The organism is Amphibacillus indicireducens (genome assembly GCF_039539605.1).
Lineage (GTDB): Bacteria > Bacillota > Bacilli > Bacillales > Amphibacillaceae > Amphibacillus > Amphibacillus indicireducens.
The window spans coordinates 1-17124 of record NZ_BAABDL010000041.1 but is presented as its reverse complement, the minus strand read 5'-3'; the positions used below and the strand labels follow the sequence as shown (position 1 = coordinate 17124).

Genomic DNA, 17124 nt, shown 5'->3' with positions numbered 1-17124 from the left:
TTCTACATTAATTGATACGGTTGCAGATCAATCTGAATTAATAAATCTTCCTTACGCATCATATCCTCATAATATTGCAAAATTCTTGCGAGCACATTGTGTTGATTCGGTTCATATTTATATTTTATCATGCATTGAAATCGATAGCGATTCTTAATCCGTTCAATTGGCGAAGGTGTCGGTCCAAGAATTTTTGTTTCATTTGATAAATGTTTATTTAATAGCTGACTAATCACACGAGTGACTTCTTGGGCACGATTTGGATTTGGATGTGAAACAGTGATTAGCGTTAAATAATAATATGGCGGGTATTGAAACGCTTTTCGTAAAGCCATTTCTTTAGCGAAAAATCCTTGATAATCATAGTTTCTAGCATAATCAATACTATAATGATCTGGTGTATATGACTGGACAATCACTTCTCCAGTGAGATGGTGGCGTCCAGCCCGTCCACTCACTTGAGTGATCAATTGGAATGTTCGTTCAGCCGCCCTGAAATCTGGTAAATTAAATAGACTATCAGCAGCCAGAACACCGACTAATGTAACATCAGGGAAGTCTAAACCCTTCGCGATCATCTGCGTCCCTAATAATATATCTGCTTGTTTCTTAGCAAATTGCTTCAAAAGCCGTTCGTGTGAGCCCTTTCTTTGAGTTGTATCAACATCCATTCGAATGATTCGCGCTTCGGGGATCAGTTGACTCAGAGATTCTTCAACCTTTTGTGTACCCGTACCAAAATAACGAATCGTCTCACTCTCACAGCTCGGGCACTTGTTCGGAACCGCTTCATGGTAATCACAATAATGACATTTCAAGCGATTCTGCTTTCGATGGTAAGTGAGCGATATGTCACAATCCGGACATTCAATCACATCACCACAGTCACGACACATAACAAATGTTGAATATCCTCGACGATTTAAAAATAAAACAATTTGCTCTTGTTTTTCTAAACGGATTTTAATTGCCTCAATTAATTTTCGTGAAAACATCGTCCGATTGCCTGCATGAAGTTCATCACGCATATCGACGAGATCAATTTCAGGCATCTCACTTAAGTTACTTCGATCTGGCATCTCTAATAATTGATAGACACCTTTTTTGGCACGTGCATACGTTTCTAAAGTAGGTGTCGCACTACCTAAAATAACCGGACACTTATGATGCTTCGCTCTTTGTATCGCAACATCTTTAGCATGGTAACGTGGGTGATCTTCTTGTTTATAACTTGCTTCATGTTCTTCATCAATAATAATTAGACCAAGATTCTCAAATGGTGCAAATACAGCTGAACGTGCACCGACAACGACCTTCACTTCTTTACGCTGAACTTTACGCCATTCATCAAACCGTTCTCCCTTTGATAATGCACTGTGCATCACGGCAACATCTGAACCAAATCGTCCTTTAAATCGGTTAACCATTTGCGGAGTCAATGAGATTTCTGGAACAAGTACGATTGCCTCTTTGCCCTCATTCATTACGTGAGCAATAGCTTGCAAATAAACCTCGGTCTTTCCACTACCAGTTACCCCATGCAGAACAAAAACATCATCTTTTTGTTGATCAAACGATTGATTAATTGCGGTTAGAGCCTCTGCTTGTTGGTCTTTTAATTTAAGTGGAGCCGTTCTATCAATCGCTTGGTCATCATACGGTTCACGGTAAACTTCTTCTTCGATAAGAGTAATTAAATTATGATCAATTAACGGCTTAATTGTTTGTCGCGTTGTTTTCATTTTTGTTAGAAATGTTTTTAGTAAAATCGGTTCATTTAAATCAACTAAAAACTCAACCATTAGTTTTTGCTTTTTTGCTTGATTTGTTAAATGAGCTGTATACTCATCTAATTGAGCAGTTGAGCTAATTTTTTTAACAAATGTTTGTTTCTTAATATTGTCTTTCCGTTTGACTTGATAAATAACTTCTAGGTCACCATCATCAAGTGATTGTTTGAACTGTGATAATGGAACGTCACTTGCTTCTAATTCATCAAAATCAAGGTAATCTCGACCGGCAAAAGCACGTTCGAGTGATTCAGGCAATTGGTCGATTGTCAGGCGATGAATCAACTTATGGTAATCTGCCTTTAATGCTTGGGGTAACATCGCTTGGAATGTTGAAATGTAAAAGCTCATCGTATGGTTAGCAAGCCATTTACCAACTTCAATTAATTCTTCTGTTAAAATCGGGACAATATCCATCAAGCTCTTGATTGGTTTTAACCCCTCGACCTCGGAATGATCAGTTAATGCTAAGACGTACCCCATAATTGTTCGCGGACCAAACGGCACGATCACACGCATGCCAACTTCGATCGTATCTGTCAAATGGTCGGGAATTAAATAATCAAAAACTCGATTGATTTGTGAAGCGGGTACATCAACGACTACTTTAGCAATGTTCACTGCTCTTTGTCCTCTAAACGCCGTGAAATTTCAGTTAATAGCTGATTGGCAATCGCGAGTTTACTTGTCTGATCAATTTTTATTTCAGTCCCATCATTGACCAAGATCAATACTTCATTATCGTCAGAGCCAAAGCCAATCCCTGCTTTTGACACATCATTAATTACAATCGCATTTAAGTTTTTGTCAATCAACTTCTGTTTGCCGTAATTTTCAACATTTGTTGTTTCAGCTGCAAAACCAACTAAAAATTGTGTTGTTTTTTGCTCACCTAAAGTTTTTAATATGTCCTGTGTCCGTTCTAATTCGATCGCCATTTGTTCGGACTGTTTTTTGATTTTTTCATTTGCTTGCTTTGCTGGGCGATAATCCGAAACTGCTGCAGACTTGATCACAATATCCTGATCTGAATAATGCTTAATGACCGCTTGGTACATATCGTCTGTTGACACGACATCAATTCGATTGACGCCTTTTGGTGTCGGTAAATTGACTGGACCAGCTACTAAGGTAACCTCTGCTCCCATTTGCGCCCCAGCCTCAGCAATTGAAAAGCCCATTTTGCCAGACGAATAGTTCGTTAAATATCTGACTGGATCAATTTGTTCTTGAGTGGGTCCAGCAGTTACTAAGAGTTTTTTCCCCGCTAGTGGTCGCTTAGTTGATAATGCCCTTTGTAAGTAAGCAACGATTTCCTCAGGTTCAGCAAGTCTACCTTTACCAGTATAGCCACATGCTAAATAACCTTCATTTGGATCAATAAAATGTGTGCCTCTTTTAGCTAAAAGCGCAAGATTATCCTGAACAGCAGGGTGTTGATACATGTCAACATTCATAGCCGGTGCAATATAGACAGGTGCTGTCGTAGCTAGTAATGTCGTTGATAGCATATCATCGGCAATGCCATTTGCATATTTGCCGATTAGATTAGCTGTCGCTGGTGCAACAATAAATAAATCAGCCCAATCTGCTAAATCAATGTGTTGTATTTTTCCCGCATCAAGTTCATCAAAAGTGTCAAGATAAACGGGTTGTCTTGAAATCGCTTGAAATGATAATGGTGTAACAAATTTTTGAGCACCTTCAGTTAGAATTACCTGAACAGTTGCTCCTGCTTGCGATAATTTACTCGTTAAAGCAATCGCTTTATAAGCGGCAATACCACCCGTTACACCAAGAACAATTTTTTTATTTGCTAACATCTAATCGCATCCTTTGCTAGAATTAATATCTGATTTACTGTACTCTAAATCGGTTGGTGAAGTTTTAATAAAAAAGATAAATATACCCCTCGTCTGTCAAATGGCAAACGAGGGGTTCATTTTTAGACGAGTCTCTCACTGTCTCTTATTTTTCTTCAGCTGGAGTGTATGTTAATTTGTCTGCGTAGATTTCTTCTAGTGCAATTCCAACTGGTTTTTTTGATTTTGGTTCTTCAATTTGTAAAATATTGTGGTCTTTTAATTGACGCGCTCTTTTTGCCGATAGCGTCACTAATGTATATTTAGAATTAATTTTTGTTTGTAGTTGATCAATTGATGGTTCTAACATTATACTTGGGTCACCTCCAACAATTTTTTATACTGACTTGCCACTCGCTCACGCTTGCAATGCTCACTTTCAACGATGGCTTGAATTTTGTCAACAGCTTGATCGATATAATCGTTCACAACAACATAATCATATGCATCCATCAGTTCAATTTCATCTTTCGCTGCTCTTAAACGATTCATTACCGATTTTTCTGTTTCAGTCCCACGATTAATAATCCGGTTCTTAAGTTCATCTAAGCTCGGTGGACATAAGAAGATAAAGACACCTTCAGGGAAGTTTTCTCTAACTTGTAGCGCACCTTGAACTTCAATTTCTAAAAAAACATCCTGCCCTTTCTCAAGCGTCTCTTCTACGTATTGACGAGGTGTGCCATAATAATTATTAACATACTTAGCATGTTCTATCAATTGCTTATTTTTAATCATTTCCTCAAACTCTTCCTTTGAGCGATAAAAATAATCAACGCCTTCTTGTTCACCTGATCGCTTATCTCGGGTTGTCATCGAAATTGAATACTGTAAACTCGTATCTTTTTCAAATAGTACTTTTCTAACAGTTCCTTTGCCAACACCCGAAGGCCCTGACAAAATAAATAAAATTCCTTTCTGTTCAATCAACGCACATATCCTCCTACATCCTATAATCCTTAGTTAGCCTCTTTAATCGTACAGTTCTTCTTCATATGTTAAGACGCGTTGCCCAACTGTTTCTGGTTGAACTGCAGATAAAATAATGTGATCGCTATCAGTTAAGATAACTGCACGTGTTCGTCTACCGTATGTCGCATCAATGAGTTTATTGTTGTCTCTTGCTACTGAGATAATTCGTTTAATCGGTGCGGATTCTGGTGAAACAATCGTAATAATCCGACTTGCAGATACAACATTACCGAAACCGACATTGATTAATTTTAAATTCAATTGAGCTTCCCCCTCGGTTAAGATCAGTTTTGTTCTGTTTATGTAACATCTCGCAGTTTTATCTCATTTTTCTTATTATAGTATAAACAAGCAGATTTTTAAACGTTTATTCGATATTTTGAACTTGTTCTTTAATTTTTTCTACTGTTGACTTCAATTCGATCACATATCCGCTAATGAGTGGATCATTTGCTTTGGAGCTAATTGTATTTGCTTCTCGAATTAATTCTTGAGTAATAAAATCCATCTTCCGGCCAACTTCTCCTGATTGCTCTAATAATAGCTTGATTTGAATCAAATGGCTATTGATACGAGTCAATTCTTCAGAAATATCTCCCTTTTCCGCTAAAATCGCTAGTTCACGGTAAAAACGTTCATCCTGCGTCAAGTTATTTTTCGCCAATAGCTCATTAAGTCGAGTGACCATTCTGGCGTAATGCTGGTCTTTTGCGACATCTCGTTGATCAGTTAATTGTTTAACTAATTGATCAATCTTCTCCACACGTTGACTAATATCTTGAGCTAATTTCTCACCCTCTGCCAAGCGCATTGATTGAACCGATTGACAGGTTGTCTTAAGCATCTCAATGATTTGTTCATAAAAAGAGTCATCCTGATCTGTTTTTTCGATCACTTGAAGAACATCGGTGAATTCGGGCAAGCCTCGAATCAACTGATTTGCTGTCTTTGGATAAGTTGTTTGAATCGCGGTTAAAGCGTGTTGATATTGCTCGAGCAGTGGCCAATTGACTGTAATTGTTTGTTGATTAAAGTCATTCCCTTCAATCGTTAAAAATAACTCAATTCGTCCTCGTATAAAAAATGAACGAAGCACGGATTTGATTTGGTCTTCGTAAGGATTAAGCATTTGCGGCATCTTTAAAGACAAATCTAAAAAGCGATGATTAACTGTTTTTATTTCGAGCTGAATTTTCGTCTCACCATACCACTTTTCAGTCTGACCATACCCCGTCATACTATAGACCATTTTTCCACATCCTCATTTTTAAATATCAATTATTAAGAGATGACTTAAAAAAGGATAGTTAGCAACTATCCTCGCTATTACTAGTATACACAATCGTTTAGCGCTTTGTAAAACCAAAGACAATCGTCGGAATCGAACTTAGCAATATAATTGTCAACCAATCTCTTAAAGACAAGGCAACTGTCTGAAAAATCGCCTGAAATGTGGCAACATAAGTGACTGGTATCATTAAAGCAAACGAAGATAAAACAGCGACAATTAAATAGCGATTACCAAATGGATGACGATCAAAAATGGATCGCTCATTTCGACAATCAAAAACATGAATTAATTGCGCCGTCACTAACGTGATAAATGCAATCGTCCGAGCATATTGAATTGATTGTGCCCCATTTTGATATGCAAGCAGAAAAGCGATGAAACTGACAATCCCAATTAAAAAGCCCCTTGAAATGATTTTAAAGCCAAGTCCACGCGCAAAAATCCCTTCCTTTATTGGTCGAGGTGGCTGTTCCATTAAATTATTTTCTGCCCCATCCATCCCAAGCGCTAATGCTGGTAAACCGTCCGTAACTAGATTAATCCATAAAATTTGCACAGGTAACAATGGCAGTGGAAAACCTAGTACCATTGCAAACAACATCACTAAAATTTCACCAACATTTGATGCGAGTAAATAGCGAATAAACTTGCGAATATTTTCATAAATATGCCGACCTTCTTCGACAGCACTGACCACAGTCGCAAAATTATCATCTAATAAGATTAAATCAGATGCCTCTTTAGCAACATCCGTCCCTGTCCGTCCCATACTGACACCGATATCACTTGTTTTTAATGCAGGAGCATCGTTAACTCCATCACCCGTCATCGCAACAACATGTCCATTTGCTTGCAAAGCTTGGACAATCCGTAATTTATCTTTCGGCGTCACACGAGCAAAAACATAGGTTTGTTCAACTTGTTCGATTAACTGTTGATCGGTCATTTGCTCTAATTGACTACCAGTAATGACCTGCCCTTGATTGGGGAGTATTTCTAATTCTGTTGCGATCGCACGTGCCGTTCCAGCATGATCACCAGTAATCATAACCGTCTTTATCCCAGCTATCTTACACTGTTTGATCGCTTGTTTCGCTTCAGGTCTTGGTGGATCAATCATCGCAAACAAGCCAATAAAGACTAATCCTGTTTCGACATCTTCTGCTTTAACTCGATTCGGGTGTTGAAGTGGGTTAATACAAAGTGCAATCGTCCGATAAGCTTTACTAGCCATCTGATTAATCATCAGTTCAATTTTTTTACGCTGCTGTTGATCAAGTCTAATGATTCTTCCATTTTCCTCAATTCGGTCAGCACGTTTTAATAAGATATCTGGCGCTCCCTTTACAATTGCATAATGCTGTTGATGATCTTTAATCACAACAGACATTCTTTTTCGGGTTGAATCAAAAGGAAATTCAGTGATTTTTTTTATTTGTAAGTTCTCTGTTAGTTGTAAAGATTTCTTTGCTGCAGCCATCATAATCGCAACATCGGTTGGATCTCCTTGGATTACTGACTCCCCATTATGATTGACAAATTCAGCTGCTCCACAGATTGAGCCATATTGCAAAAAACGTGCTAACATTTTTTCTTCGGCTTGATTACTTGTTGCAGTGATATCTCCAGTTAAACGATAGCCACCACCCACATTAAATAACCGCCCATTTAAATAGAGTTCAACAACCGTCATTCTGTTCTCAGTTAGCGTCCCTGTTTTATCCGAACAAATCACGGACGTGCTTCCTAAAGTTTCAACCGCACTTAATTTCCGGACAATCGCTTTTTTCTTAATCATCCTTTGCACACCGAGTGATAACACAACTGTAACAATTGCTGGTAAGCCCTCAGGGATAACCGCAACAGCTAATGAAATACCCGACAGAAACATTTGATACACGGGTTGTCCTTGCCAGATCCCAGCACCAACGACTAAAGACGTCAGCATGATTGAAACAAAAATCAGCACTTTCCCTAAGTTCTGAAGACGCTTTTCGAGTGGAGTGGTTTGTTTTGGAGCTTGGACAATTAAATCCGCAATTTGTCCAACCATTGTTTCCATCCCTGTTGCTACCACGACACCAATTCCATGACCTGATGTGACCAACGAACTCATAAATGCCATATTTGTTTGGTCACCAAGGTTTAATTGTTCTCCATGAATCACTTGACTTGTTTTTGCAATTGGTAAGGTTTCTCCTGTCATCGCGGACTCTTCAATTGATAAATGTGTACTTGTCATGATCCTTAAATCCGCAACTACTCGATCACCGCTTTTTAACCGAACAATATCACCAACAACGACATCACTGGAAGGGATCGTTAACCAAGCACCGTCACGACGGACATGGGCAACCGGATTGGCCATCTGTTTAAGCTTAGCAAGTGATTTCTCAGCCCGGTGCTCTTGAGAATAGCCAAGGATACTATTGATAAAAACGATAATTACTATTACGATCGCATCAACGACTTCACCTAAATATGCAGCAATAAATGTCGCTATTAATAAAACAATCACCATAAAATCTTTAAATTGTTTGAAAAATAGCGCTAATCCTAGCGGTGCTTTACCTTCAGTTAGTTGGTTTTTTCCAAATTTCTTCAATCGTTTTGTTGCTGTCAAAGTTGATAATCCAGATTCAGCTTGACTTCCTAGTTTAGCGAGTGTTTCATCAACAGTCATTTCATACCACTTCACATAACACCCCTCCAATACGTTTTGCTCGTATGATCTTATGCATGTCCACCCCAAAACATGCTATAATGTGAGAAATGAGGTGATGGCAATGGCATTTGACGGAATCGTTACAAATGCGATAACAAGACAATTAAACGAACAGTTATTAGCTGGTCGGATTTTAAAAATATATCAGCCAACAAGTACTGAATTAGTTTTTCAAATTAGAAATAATCGAAAAAACAAACACTTATTATTATTATCTGCTCATTCGAGCTATTCTCGGATTCATTTGACAGAAACGAAACAACAAAATCCAGCCCAACCACCAATGTTCTGTATGGTGTTAAGAAAACATCTAATCGGTAGCTTTATTGAAGACATTGTCCAATATAAAAATGAGCGAATCATTGAAATTTCATTTAGAGGTGTCAATGAAATCGGTGATCAACTGAGCCGTAAACTAATTATCGAGATCATGGGGAAACATAGCAATATCATTTTGATCGACCAAGAAAAGGGACATATTATTGATAGCATCAAACATATTTCCCCTAACCAAAGTCGCTATCGAACCGTTTTACCTGGACAGCCCTATATTTATCCACCGAATCAAGAAAAGCTCGATCCATTTACTACTGATCAGGCAAAAGTTGAAATGATTTTGAATCAATCTGAAGAAATTTTTTCAAAAACATTCGTCCAAAATTTCATGGGCATTTCGCCATTAATTGCGAACGAAGTAGTACTTCAAACTGAAAATGAAACGGTTCAAAAGACTGCTGAGCAATTTATTGCTTTGATTGATCGAGCGAAAGATGGGCAATTTTCGCCTGTGATTCATTTGGGTGATAAGGAAGATTTTCATGTGTTTGATTTAGTCCAATTTTCAGGTGAGAAAGAAAGTTTTGAAGACGTTAGTGGACTACTCGATCACTTTTATGCTGATAAAGCAGACCGCGATCGGGTTAAACAACAAGTTAGTGATTTAAGCCGACTGATGAAAAATGAACTCGACAAAAATAAGCGTAAAATCAAGAAACAACAACAGTCGCTGAAAAAGGCAGAGCGCGCTGATTTTTATCAAAAGCAAGGCGAATTACTAACTGCTCACTTACATTTAGTTAAAAAAGGTGATCAGCAGGTTACTGTGATTGATTACTATGATCCGAATCAATCGGAAATGATCATTAAATTAAATCCTAACAAAACACCGAGTGAAAATGCACAGAATTTCTTTAAAACCTATCAAAAGTTAAAAACATCAAAAGTAAAATTAGCTCGTGAAATTCAGAAAGCCAAACTGGAAATCGATTATTTTGAACGGTTACTGCAACAATTAGAAACTGCTCGACTCGATGATATTGAAGAAATTAGAAGTGAATTACGTGAAGAAGGTTATTTAAAAGAGAAGCGCAAAAATAATCAACAAAAAAGAAAACAAGCAAAACCTAGCCCTGAGAAATTCGTGGCAACGGATGGTACGGTTATTTACGTTGGACGTAATAATAAGCAGAATGACTATTTAACAACAAAAATGGCACACTCTAGAGATATTTGGTTGCATACTAAAGACATTCCTGGATCACACGTCTTAATTCGATCAGATGATCCAACTGAACAAACATTGATCGAAGCTGCTCAGTTAGCAGCTCTTTTCTCAAAAGCAAGCGCATCATCAAGCGTTCCTGTCGACTACACTGAAGTACGCCATGTCCGAAAACCTAACGGCGCAAAACCCGGCTATGTCATCTATGAGCAACAGAAAACATTATTTGTTACACCAGACCGGTCGATGATTGCATTGTTGAAAAAGTCATAATATTTTTATCAAAATAAACGCCTGAAGCAGATTTTATCCGCTTCAGGCTTTTTAACTGAGTAATCGTAGAGCTTAGCAATCATTTATGGTTGTAAAATCTACAATTAGCTCTTATCCCCAACATTTCTAGCACACTTCTTAATTAATTTACCGCACTTAAAATAATTAAGTCGTTACCTGTTGATGTTTGGATCGATAATAAAGCACACCCAGTAGTAATATCGTTACCAAGCCAAATACCCCGATTAAATAAGTTGGGTACAAGATGGGCTGACCGAAAAAGCTAAACGTTCTAAATTGATCAAATAGCCGTTCGATTCTGATAAACTCTAAATAGCTAAATAAATTAAACGTTTTAAAGAAACCGTGATCTAATCCAATTTGACGTAAAATAAATGGAAGTCCTAATATTGATCCACTAACGAAAAACGTCATCAAATAATTTTTTGTTAAGTTAGACAAACACAAAACTAAAACACCAAATGCTACACCAGCTATAAATTGTACCATTAGCATGATGAAGTAAAATTGCCGCACATTCAAATTAAATGGTGACATTGAATAATCGCTTGGGTAATTAACTAGGCTTTGCATCGGTGCATTCCAACCATGCAAACCACCATAACCATTAAGTTGAATAAGGAAATTTGTGAAGTGAAGCGAGATAAAGACAACACCGATATAAGTGATACTTGCTAATATTTTGGATGTTACAAGACTCTTTTTACCGTGTTTTGTCGCAAGAACAAGTCCAATTGTTTTTTGCGCGTGATCTTCTGCAAAAACCGGTGATAAACCTAACAAAATCATGATCGCAATTAACACAACACTGAAGAATGGCTCAATTAAATCCATCATTCCCGTCCATGCTTGGATAAGGTAAAACCCATAGGGATTGCCCAATTCCTTTAACATCTCTAATTCTTTAGTAGCTTCCAGGTATTGGTGAGTTGTTTGATCAAGAGTTTCTATTTTACTAGCGAGGAATTCTTTGCGCTCCTCAAGTTGCTCAAGATTTAAGCCTGACATAGCAACAAGAAACTGAACATCACCAGTTGCTTGATCGACACTTACTTCCCCTGCATCTGATGCACGCATTTGTTCTCGCACCATTAATTCCAACTCTTCAGTCACTGGTCCACCATGTGTTTGATAGAGTTCATCATAAATCTCATCTTTCATAACCCAATCAAGTATTGACTCTCTATTGGCGAAAACTAACAAGAGCACAATTAGAAAAAAGGTAATGTAAAGACTTTTCTTTGTGAAAATTTTATACAATTCATGCTTGTACATTTTGAACAGCCTCCTCACCAAAGTAATAGAGATAGACATCCTCAAGTGTGGCAAGTACTTCTACTGCTTGAGCGTGAGGTTTTTCATCACTAATTAGGCGCAGTTTAACCCCGTCCTCATTACGCTGAATATTACCTATCTTATATTGCCCTTGTAGAGAAGCAAACTCCGTTTCTGTCATACTAGCCTCCCAAACTTTACCCTTCATTCCCGACAATAAACCGGCTAAATCCGAACGCTCTTTTAAAACCCCTTGATCCATAATCAAAATGTCCTTCGCAATAAATTCAATATCTGAAACAATATGTGTCGATAAAATCACAATTCTCTCACGTGATATATTAGAAATTAAATTACGAAAATGAATCCGTTCCTTAGGATCTAATCCAGCAGTCGGTTCATCGACGATTAATATTTTCGGATCATTTAGCAAAGCTTGGGCAATCCCTAATCGGCGTTTCATTCCCCCGGAAAATGTCTTCGTTTTTTTCCTTTTATGTTCTGTCAAATTTACAAGCGCTAAAACTTCCGCTATCTTTTCCTTCGCTATATTTTTATCCAAGCCTTTTAAACTAGCGAAGTAAGCTAAAAATCTTTCTGCAGTGAAGTTTTGATAAAGACCGAACTCCTGTGGTAAATAGCCTAAAACATCACGATATGTTTCATCTAGTGTGCGAATGTCTTGATCATCAAGTAAAATTCGACCTGATGTAGGCTTCAAAATAGATGCAAGCATTCGCATCAAAGTGGTTTTTCCCGAACCATTTGGACCAAGTAAACCGTAAACACCATCAGTCATTTCTGCATTGAACTCTCTGACTGCCCACTTGTCGTTATATTTCTTCGATACATTTTCAATAACTAGTTTCAAAAATTTCACCCTCCTGATAACGAACAAATTTATTGATTACACTTCTTACTTGTAAGCTAACTAAAACAATGCCGATCATGAGCAAAGTTAGATGAAAAGATAAATCAAATGTGATTAATTTTTCTTGCCAACTAATGTCGCTTACTAATAACAGAGTGAACATTACCCAAATCGATAGAAAGATCGGTACAAATTGAACACCTCTAAATCGAGTACTCAAAAATAGCGCAAGTGTGATAAATAACGTTAATGGTCCGAGCCAAATGAGTAACATTTTAAACAGATTGTTTTGAGTCGTTGATGTTGACATAACGAATGTAAGCATTAACGTTAATCCGAAGTTAAACACACTGATAATCAGTAATCGTGTCAAAATAACTTCAAAAGCAGAAAATTTACATGTCAGTTCCATTTCAATAAGATGACTATCCCTACCTCGAAAAACTTCTACCAATCCAAAGATAAATGGTAGTGGTGCTATGATGATGAGCGTTAATGTTGGATCGGATTCAAGCTGATTTGTGATTAGATAGCCTAGCGCAAACAAAACGATGCTCACGATCCAATACATTGGATGAATAAATTGTATTTGCGGTTTTGCTTGCTTTAAAAATATGGTGAAGCGGTCGTATTTAATCATCGATTTCCTTCTTTTCTCCGGTACATATTGACGTAACGTAGAAATCGTTGCATCAATCATCTCGTTATCTGGATATTTCACTATATATTGTTCCAACTCTTTGAGTTCCTTATTTTCCTTGTTGAGCGTCATCACTTATCACCTCACCTAACAATTGTTTTAATTTCGCTTGCCCTTGTCGCAATCTCGATTTAACTGTTGCTTCTTTGCTATCTGTTACCTCAGCAATTTCTTTAATTTTTAAATCGTGATAATACCTTAAGATGATCGTTTCTTTTTGATATTCAGGTAACTGCTCAAGAGCAGCCTTTACTTCCTCGCTATTAATCTTCTTACTAATCAAATCCCAAACATTACTTTTTTGATCGATCAGTTTCGGAGTAAGTTCCCCCTCTTTTTCTTTATGTTTAAAGGCACGACTCCGAAAATAATCTCGACAATGATTAACGGCAATTTTTAAAAGCCAATGTTTGAATTTGTTTTTCCCACGGTATCGCTTGAGTGCCTTCATCATTTTCACAAAAACTTCTTGCGTTAGATCATAGGCAAGATGATAGTCACCGACTTTACGATAAACATAGGCAAATATGTATTGATAGTGCCTTTTCACAAGCACTTCCATCGCCGCTTGACTTCCGAGCTGGATTTCATCAATTAATTCTTCATCCGTAGGCATCTGAACTCCCCCCTCTACTCATATTAACGAAATCAATTTAAAAAAGATTTAAATAATCAAATGTTTTTTTGTGCATTACTAATTTCTGATCAAAAAAATAGAACAACCGAGTTTATTTCTACATTAAAAGGCAGCAGAACAATTAAGTTCTACCGCCTTTTTAGCTGAAACCAACAGATCTAAAACAATGTTGTTTACGAAACAATTTTTTAATAAAATACTTTATCTACATTGTATTTGGACTTGAGCTGATTAATAATATATGTCTCGTAAATTTCCCGTTCCATTGGGTCTTCTACTAAACAAATATCGATTTTATATACTTCGTCTCTATGATTTTTAATCGGTGAAACATGATCCTCAAAATGTTTTTTAATTCGTCGGCGTAACTTTCGTGCTTTTCCAACAAAAAGAAGCTCATCTTCTTCATTAAAAAACAAGAAAATGCCACCCTTATCTCTTGGTATTAAATGAAAATCAATAAATCCATAGATAGGGGTTATGGCTGGCTCATTATCTTTAAAAATTTGCTTGCGCTCTGTAATCGTGATATCTGGAGTAGGTATAGTAATATTTATCATCTTTAAACACGTCCTTTTATTGTTTTCGTTTTGCTACACATGACTCATTCATCAACGAGTACGTTTTCTACCTCTTGTTCTATCTGGATTGCTTTTTGAACGATGATTGGACTTTCTACTTGTAGTACTCCTGTCATTTCTCTTGTGGCTTACTCGCTCGTAATCCTCTCGATCAGGAATGCTTACTCCTGTGATCACTTGAATTTCAAATGTCTGTTGAATTCCTTTTTCAATTATTCGGAGGAACTCGATATCCTTTGGAGCCACTAATGTAATGGCAACTCCATCCCCTCCCGCACGACCAGTTCGGCCAATCCGATGAAGATAGCTGTCAACATCATGTGGAATGTCATAATTATAGACATGTGTTACCCCCTCCACATCAAGTCCCCGTGCAGCAACATCTGTGGCGACTAAGAATTGAGTTTTTGCATCACGAAATCGTTTCAACGCTCTTTCTCGTTTCGATTGTGATAAATCCCCATGCAATTCATCTGACTCGAATCCGCCAGCAATCAAAGCTTCATGAAGATTTTTGGCACGAACTTTTGTCCGACAAAATATAATCGCTAAAAAAGGGCGATGCTCCTGAATTAAATGGATTAACGTTTCTTGCTTTCTTCGATCCGTCGTTTCGATTACAACTTGTTTAACCTCTTCTACGGTTACTTTTTTTGCTTTGACTTCAATGAATTCCGGTTCAACCATGTATTTCTTTGTTAAAGAGCGAATTTCGTCAGGCATTGTTGCTGAGAATAGCATCGTTTGCCTTGTTGAAAGGGTTTCATAAATAATCTCATCTACTTGTGGCAGAAAACCCATCAGTAACATTTCATCTGCCTCATCGATCACAAGCATCTGAACCGTTGATAGATCAAGGCTTTGTCGATCAATATGATCCAATAACCGACCTGGTGTTGCAACGACTATTTGTGTAGCGCCTTTTAACTTTTTCATTTGACGCTGAACATCCTGCCCACCATAGACAGCTAACACACGGATACCTTCTAAATTTTCAAGCATGATCTGTATTTCTTTTGAAATTTGCTGTGCTAATTCTCTAGTAGGAGTTAATATAAGCGCTTGAATATCTGGATTTTGTGGATCAATTTTTTCTAATATAGGCAGCACAAATGCCAACGTCTTCCCTGTTCCCGTCTGTGCTTTTGCAATAACATCCTTTCCTTCAAGAATTGATGGAATTGTCCGTTCTTGGATAGGAGTGGGAGTTACGAATCCTAATGACTTTAATGTATGATTAACTTCTTTTCGAACACCAAGTTCTAGAAAGTTAGGCAAAACGAATCACATCTCTTTTCATCTAGTAATAGCAGTTTTTTTAATAAGTATCTTTACTATAGCATATTGGTTAGTATTTACAGAGTGAATTGAACGATTAATTTTTTGTTTATATTAAGCCGATCGTTTGATTTCTAATCATGCACTTACCGCCTAATGCCGAGTTCTTAACTGCATGATTAGTCTCACCTAATCCTTCACATGCGGATGTTTTGAGTTATAGTAGATACCACATGCATTAAAGAAATATATTAAAAATAGAACTTCCGCCCTTTCTGGAAGTTCTAATTGAAAATTATTATATCAAAAACATTATTTGTAAATGTCTCCACGGTTTCCAACCGCTTCAATATAGATAACTTTTTTGGTGATCATTATTGAAAATAACACGCAGACTTCCAATCCTAAGTCTATACAAATCTGCGTATCCTTTAATTCTTCTTATGTCACCTTTTGGTGGTAAAGATAAAAGTCCCTTTAACCCGTTTGCAATTCTTTTTTAAGAGGTTTTATCCAATTTAGCTATGAATTTAACTGCTGACTTATGGTAAATCAATAACCAGTCCCACTTCTTTCATGAAATCAAAGCCAATAATCCTAGCTATATCGAATCCGTAATCCATTTATCCTAGCTCAATGAGAAAATTATTCGTCTTTATTTCATTTGATATGACGATCTGATCGATATTTTTAGTATAAACAAACTCAAGCCCACCAATACCTTGAATGGTCCGTGTAACATCATTATTTTCTTGCTTAACACCTATTACGTCTAGCTTATTCACATTAAATATTGTGCCAGCAGAGCCAGTGTCAATTAATACATTATTTAATTTGATTTGTTTACAACGAAAGTTCACGACGACTTCTACAAATGGCAGTTCATATATTTCTTTGATATTTATCATATTTTACTTAATCCTGTCCATTTTATTTCTTCAACATCAAGCTTTTTTCTTGATGTATGAAAAAAGTATAATTCACGATTTGGATTTTGCTTGTGTAATTCAGAGTGTCTATGAAAAGCTTCCATTGAGTCATCAAAGTAATCTATAACAGCAATATCGTGGATAATTCGGTAATTATTATCTGAATACGCATCAATCGCTTCGATCACAACCCATTTATTTAGGTGAGTTTCTCTAACTTCCTCCCACAGCATAGCAGCACTCCTTTGTTAATTAATTTGTTTACATTTAATACATCAAATTTTTGTCTATATCCATACCCTAGATTATTCACAGCCCGACCATAAGCCACTAAGAAACTGCGTTAAATCAATTAAAAATAACCAATCAATCTTTCACTAATTAAGTGAAAAGGAGCCCGATCTTTGATATTGTATAA

The 17124-nt window shown here is 37.0% G+C and carries 16 protein-coding genes and 1 pseudogene; 1 reads left to right on the top strand and 16 read right to left on the bottom strand.

The window, feature by feature from the left end:
* Nucleotides 1–2 precede the first annotated feature (2 nt).
* The 7 genes from priA to ABD814_RS03705 all read right to left on the bottom strand — a co-directional run bounded on the left by priA (nucleotide 3) and on the right by ABD814_RS03705 (nucleotide 8613).
* Entirely contained in the window at nucleotides 3–2411 is a 2409-nt protein-coding gene (priA, locus tag ABD814_RS03735) for a primosomal protein N' (protein ID WP_344910460.1), read from the bottom strand.
* On the bottom strand, nucleotides 2408–3613 hold the full coding sequence (coaBC, locus tag ABD814_RS03730; RefSeq protein ID WP_344910458.1) for a bifunctional phosphopantothenoylcysteine decarboxylase/phosphopantothenate--cysteine ligase CoaBC: 1206 nt from the start codon (nucleotides 3611–3613) through the stop codon (nucleotides 2408–2410). The genes priA and coaBC overlap by 4 nt, the downstream gene beginning before the upstream one ends.
* A 145-nt stretch (nucleotides 3614–3758) precedes the next feature.
* Nucleotides 3759–3962, bottom strand: coding sequence for a DNA-directed RNA polymerase subunit omega (gene rpoZ / locus ABD814_RS03725; protein WP_344910456.1), 204 nt, complete (start codon nucleotides 3960–3962; stop codon nucleotides 3759–3761).
* Nucleotides 3962–4582: a guanylate kinase gene (gmk, locus tag ABD814_RS03720; RefSeq protein WP_344910453.1), complete on the bottom strand. Its 621-nt coding sequence runs from the start codon at nucleotides 4580–4582 to the stop codon at nucleotides 3962–3964. Before gmk ends, rpoZ begins: the two co-directional genes overlap by 1 nt.
* A 42-nt stretch (nucleotides 4583–4624) precedes the next feature.
* The gene (gene remA, locus ABD814_RS03715) at nucleotides 4625–4885 is read right to left on the bottom strand and encodes an extracellular matrix/biofilm regulator RemA (protein WP_344910451.1); all 261 of its coding nucleotides are present in this window, start codon (nucleotides 4883–4885) and stop codon (nucleotides 4625–4627) included.
* A gap of 106 nt (nucleotides 4886–4991) precedes the next feature.
* Complete coding sequence (locus ABD814_RS03710) at nucleotides 4992–5873, bottom strand: YicC/YloC family endoribonuclease (RefSeq protein ID WP_344910449.1); 882 nt, start codon at nucleotides 5871–5873, stop codon at nucleotides 4992–4994.
* Nucleotides 5874–5970: 97 nt separating this feature from the next.
* Complete coding sequence (locus ABD814_RS03705; RefSeq protein WP_344910447.1) at nucleotides 5971–8613, bottom strand: cation-translocating P-type ATPase; 2643 nt, start codon at nucleotides 8611–8613, stop codon at nucleotides 5971–5973.
* 88 nt (nucleotides 8614–8701) lie between these two features.
* Between ABD814_RS03705 and ABD814_RS03700 the strand changes: the two genes are divergently transcribed.
* Nucleotides 8702–10414: an Rqc2 family fibronectin-binding protein gene (locus ABD814_RS03700; protein ID WP_344910445.1), complete on the top strand. Its 1713-nt coding sequence runs from the start codon at nucleotides 8702–8704 to the stop codon at nucleotides 10412–10414.
* Nucleotides 10415–10579: 165 nt separating this feature from the next.
* Here ABD814_RS03700 and ABD814_RS03695 read toward each other — a convergent pair whose 3' ends face one another.
* From ABD814_RS03695 to ABD814_RS03655, 9 genes and pseudogenes are all read right to left on the bottom strand, one after another.
* On the bottom strand, nucleotides 10580–11710 hold the full coding sequence (locus ABD814_RS03695) for a hypothetical protein (RefSeq protein ID WP_344910443.1): 1131 nt from the start codon (nucleotides 11708–11710) through the stop codon (nucleotides 10580–10582).
* Nucleotides 11697–12590, bottom strand: a complete 894-nt coding sequence (locus ABD814_RS03690; RefSeq protein WP_425549050.1) for an ABC transporter ATP-binding protein — start codon at nucleotides 12588–12590, stop codon at nucleotides 11697–11699. Before ABD814_RS03690 ends, ABD814_RS03695 begins: the two co-directional genes overlap by 14 nt.
* The gene (locus tag ABD814_RS03685) at nucleotides 12565–13317 is read right to left on the bottom strand and encodes a hypothetical protein (protein WP_344910440.1); all 753 of its coding nucleotides are present in this window, start codon (nucleotides 13315–13317) and stop codon (nucleotides 12565–12567) included. The genes ABD814_RS03690 and ABD814_RS03685 overlap by 26 nt, the downstream gene beginning before the upstream one ends.
* Nucleotides 13318–13330: 13 nt before the next feature.
* Nucleotides 13331–13897 carry an RNA polymerase sigma factor gene (locus tag ABD814_RS03680; RefSeq protein ID WP_344910438.1) on the bottom strand — a complete coding sequence of 189 codons (567 nt, stop codon included), beginning with the start codon at nucleotides 13895–13897 and terminating at the stop codon, nucleotides 13331–13333.
* A 209-nt stretch (nucleotides 13898–14106) separates the two neighbouring features.
* The gene (locus tag ABD814_RS03675) at nucleotides 14107–14478 is read right to left on the bottom strand and encodes a nucleotide excision repair endonuclease (protein ID WP_344910437.1); all 372 of its coding nucleotides are present in this window, start codon (nucleotides 14476–14478) and stop codon (nucleotides 14107–14109) included.
* A gap of 51 nt (nucleotides 14479–14529) precedes the next feature.
* On the bottom strand, nucleotides 14530–15777 hold the full coding sequence (locus tag ABD814_RS03670) for a DEAD/DEAH box helicase (RefSeq protein ID WP_344910435.1): 1248 nt from the start codon (nucleotides 15775–15777) through the stop codon (nucleotides 14530–14532).
* A gap of 312 nt (nucleotides 15778–16089) precedes the next feature.
* Nucleotides 16090–16270: pseudogene (locus ABD814_RS03665) on the bottom strand (type II toxin-antitoxin system RelE family toxin).
* 130 nt (nucleotides 16271–16400) lie between these two features.
* Nucleotides 16401–16685: a hypothetical protein gene (locus tag ABD814_RS03660; protein WP_344910433.1), complete on the bottom strand. Its 285-nt coding sequence runs from the start codon at nucleotides 16683–16685 to the stop codon at nucleotides 16401–16403.
* Complete coding sequence (locus ABD814_RS03655) at nucleotides 16682–16939, bottom strand: hypothetical protein (RefSeq protein WP_344910432.1); 258 nt, start codon at nucleotides 16937–16939, stop codon at nucleotides 16682–16684. The genes ABD814_RS03660 and ABD814_RS03655 overlap by 4 nt, the downstream gene beginning before the upstream one ends.
* Nucleotides 16940–17124: the final 185 nt, after the last annotated feature.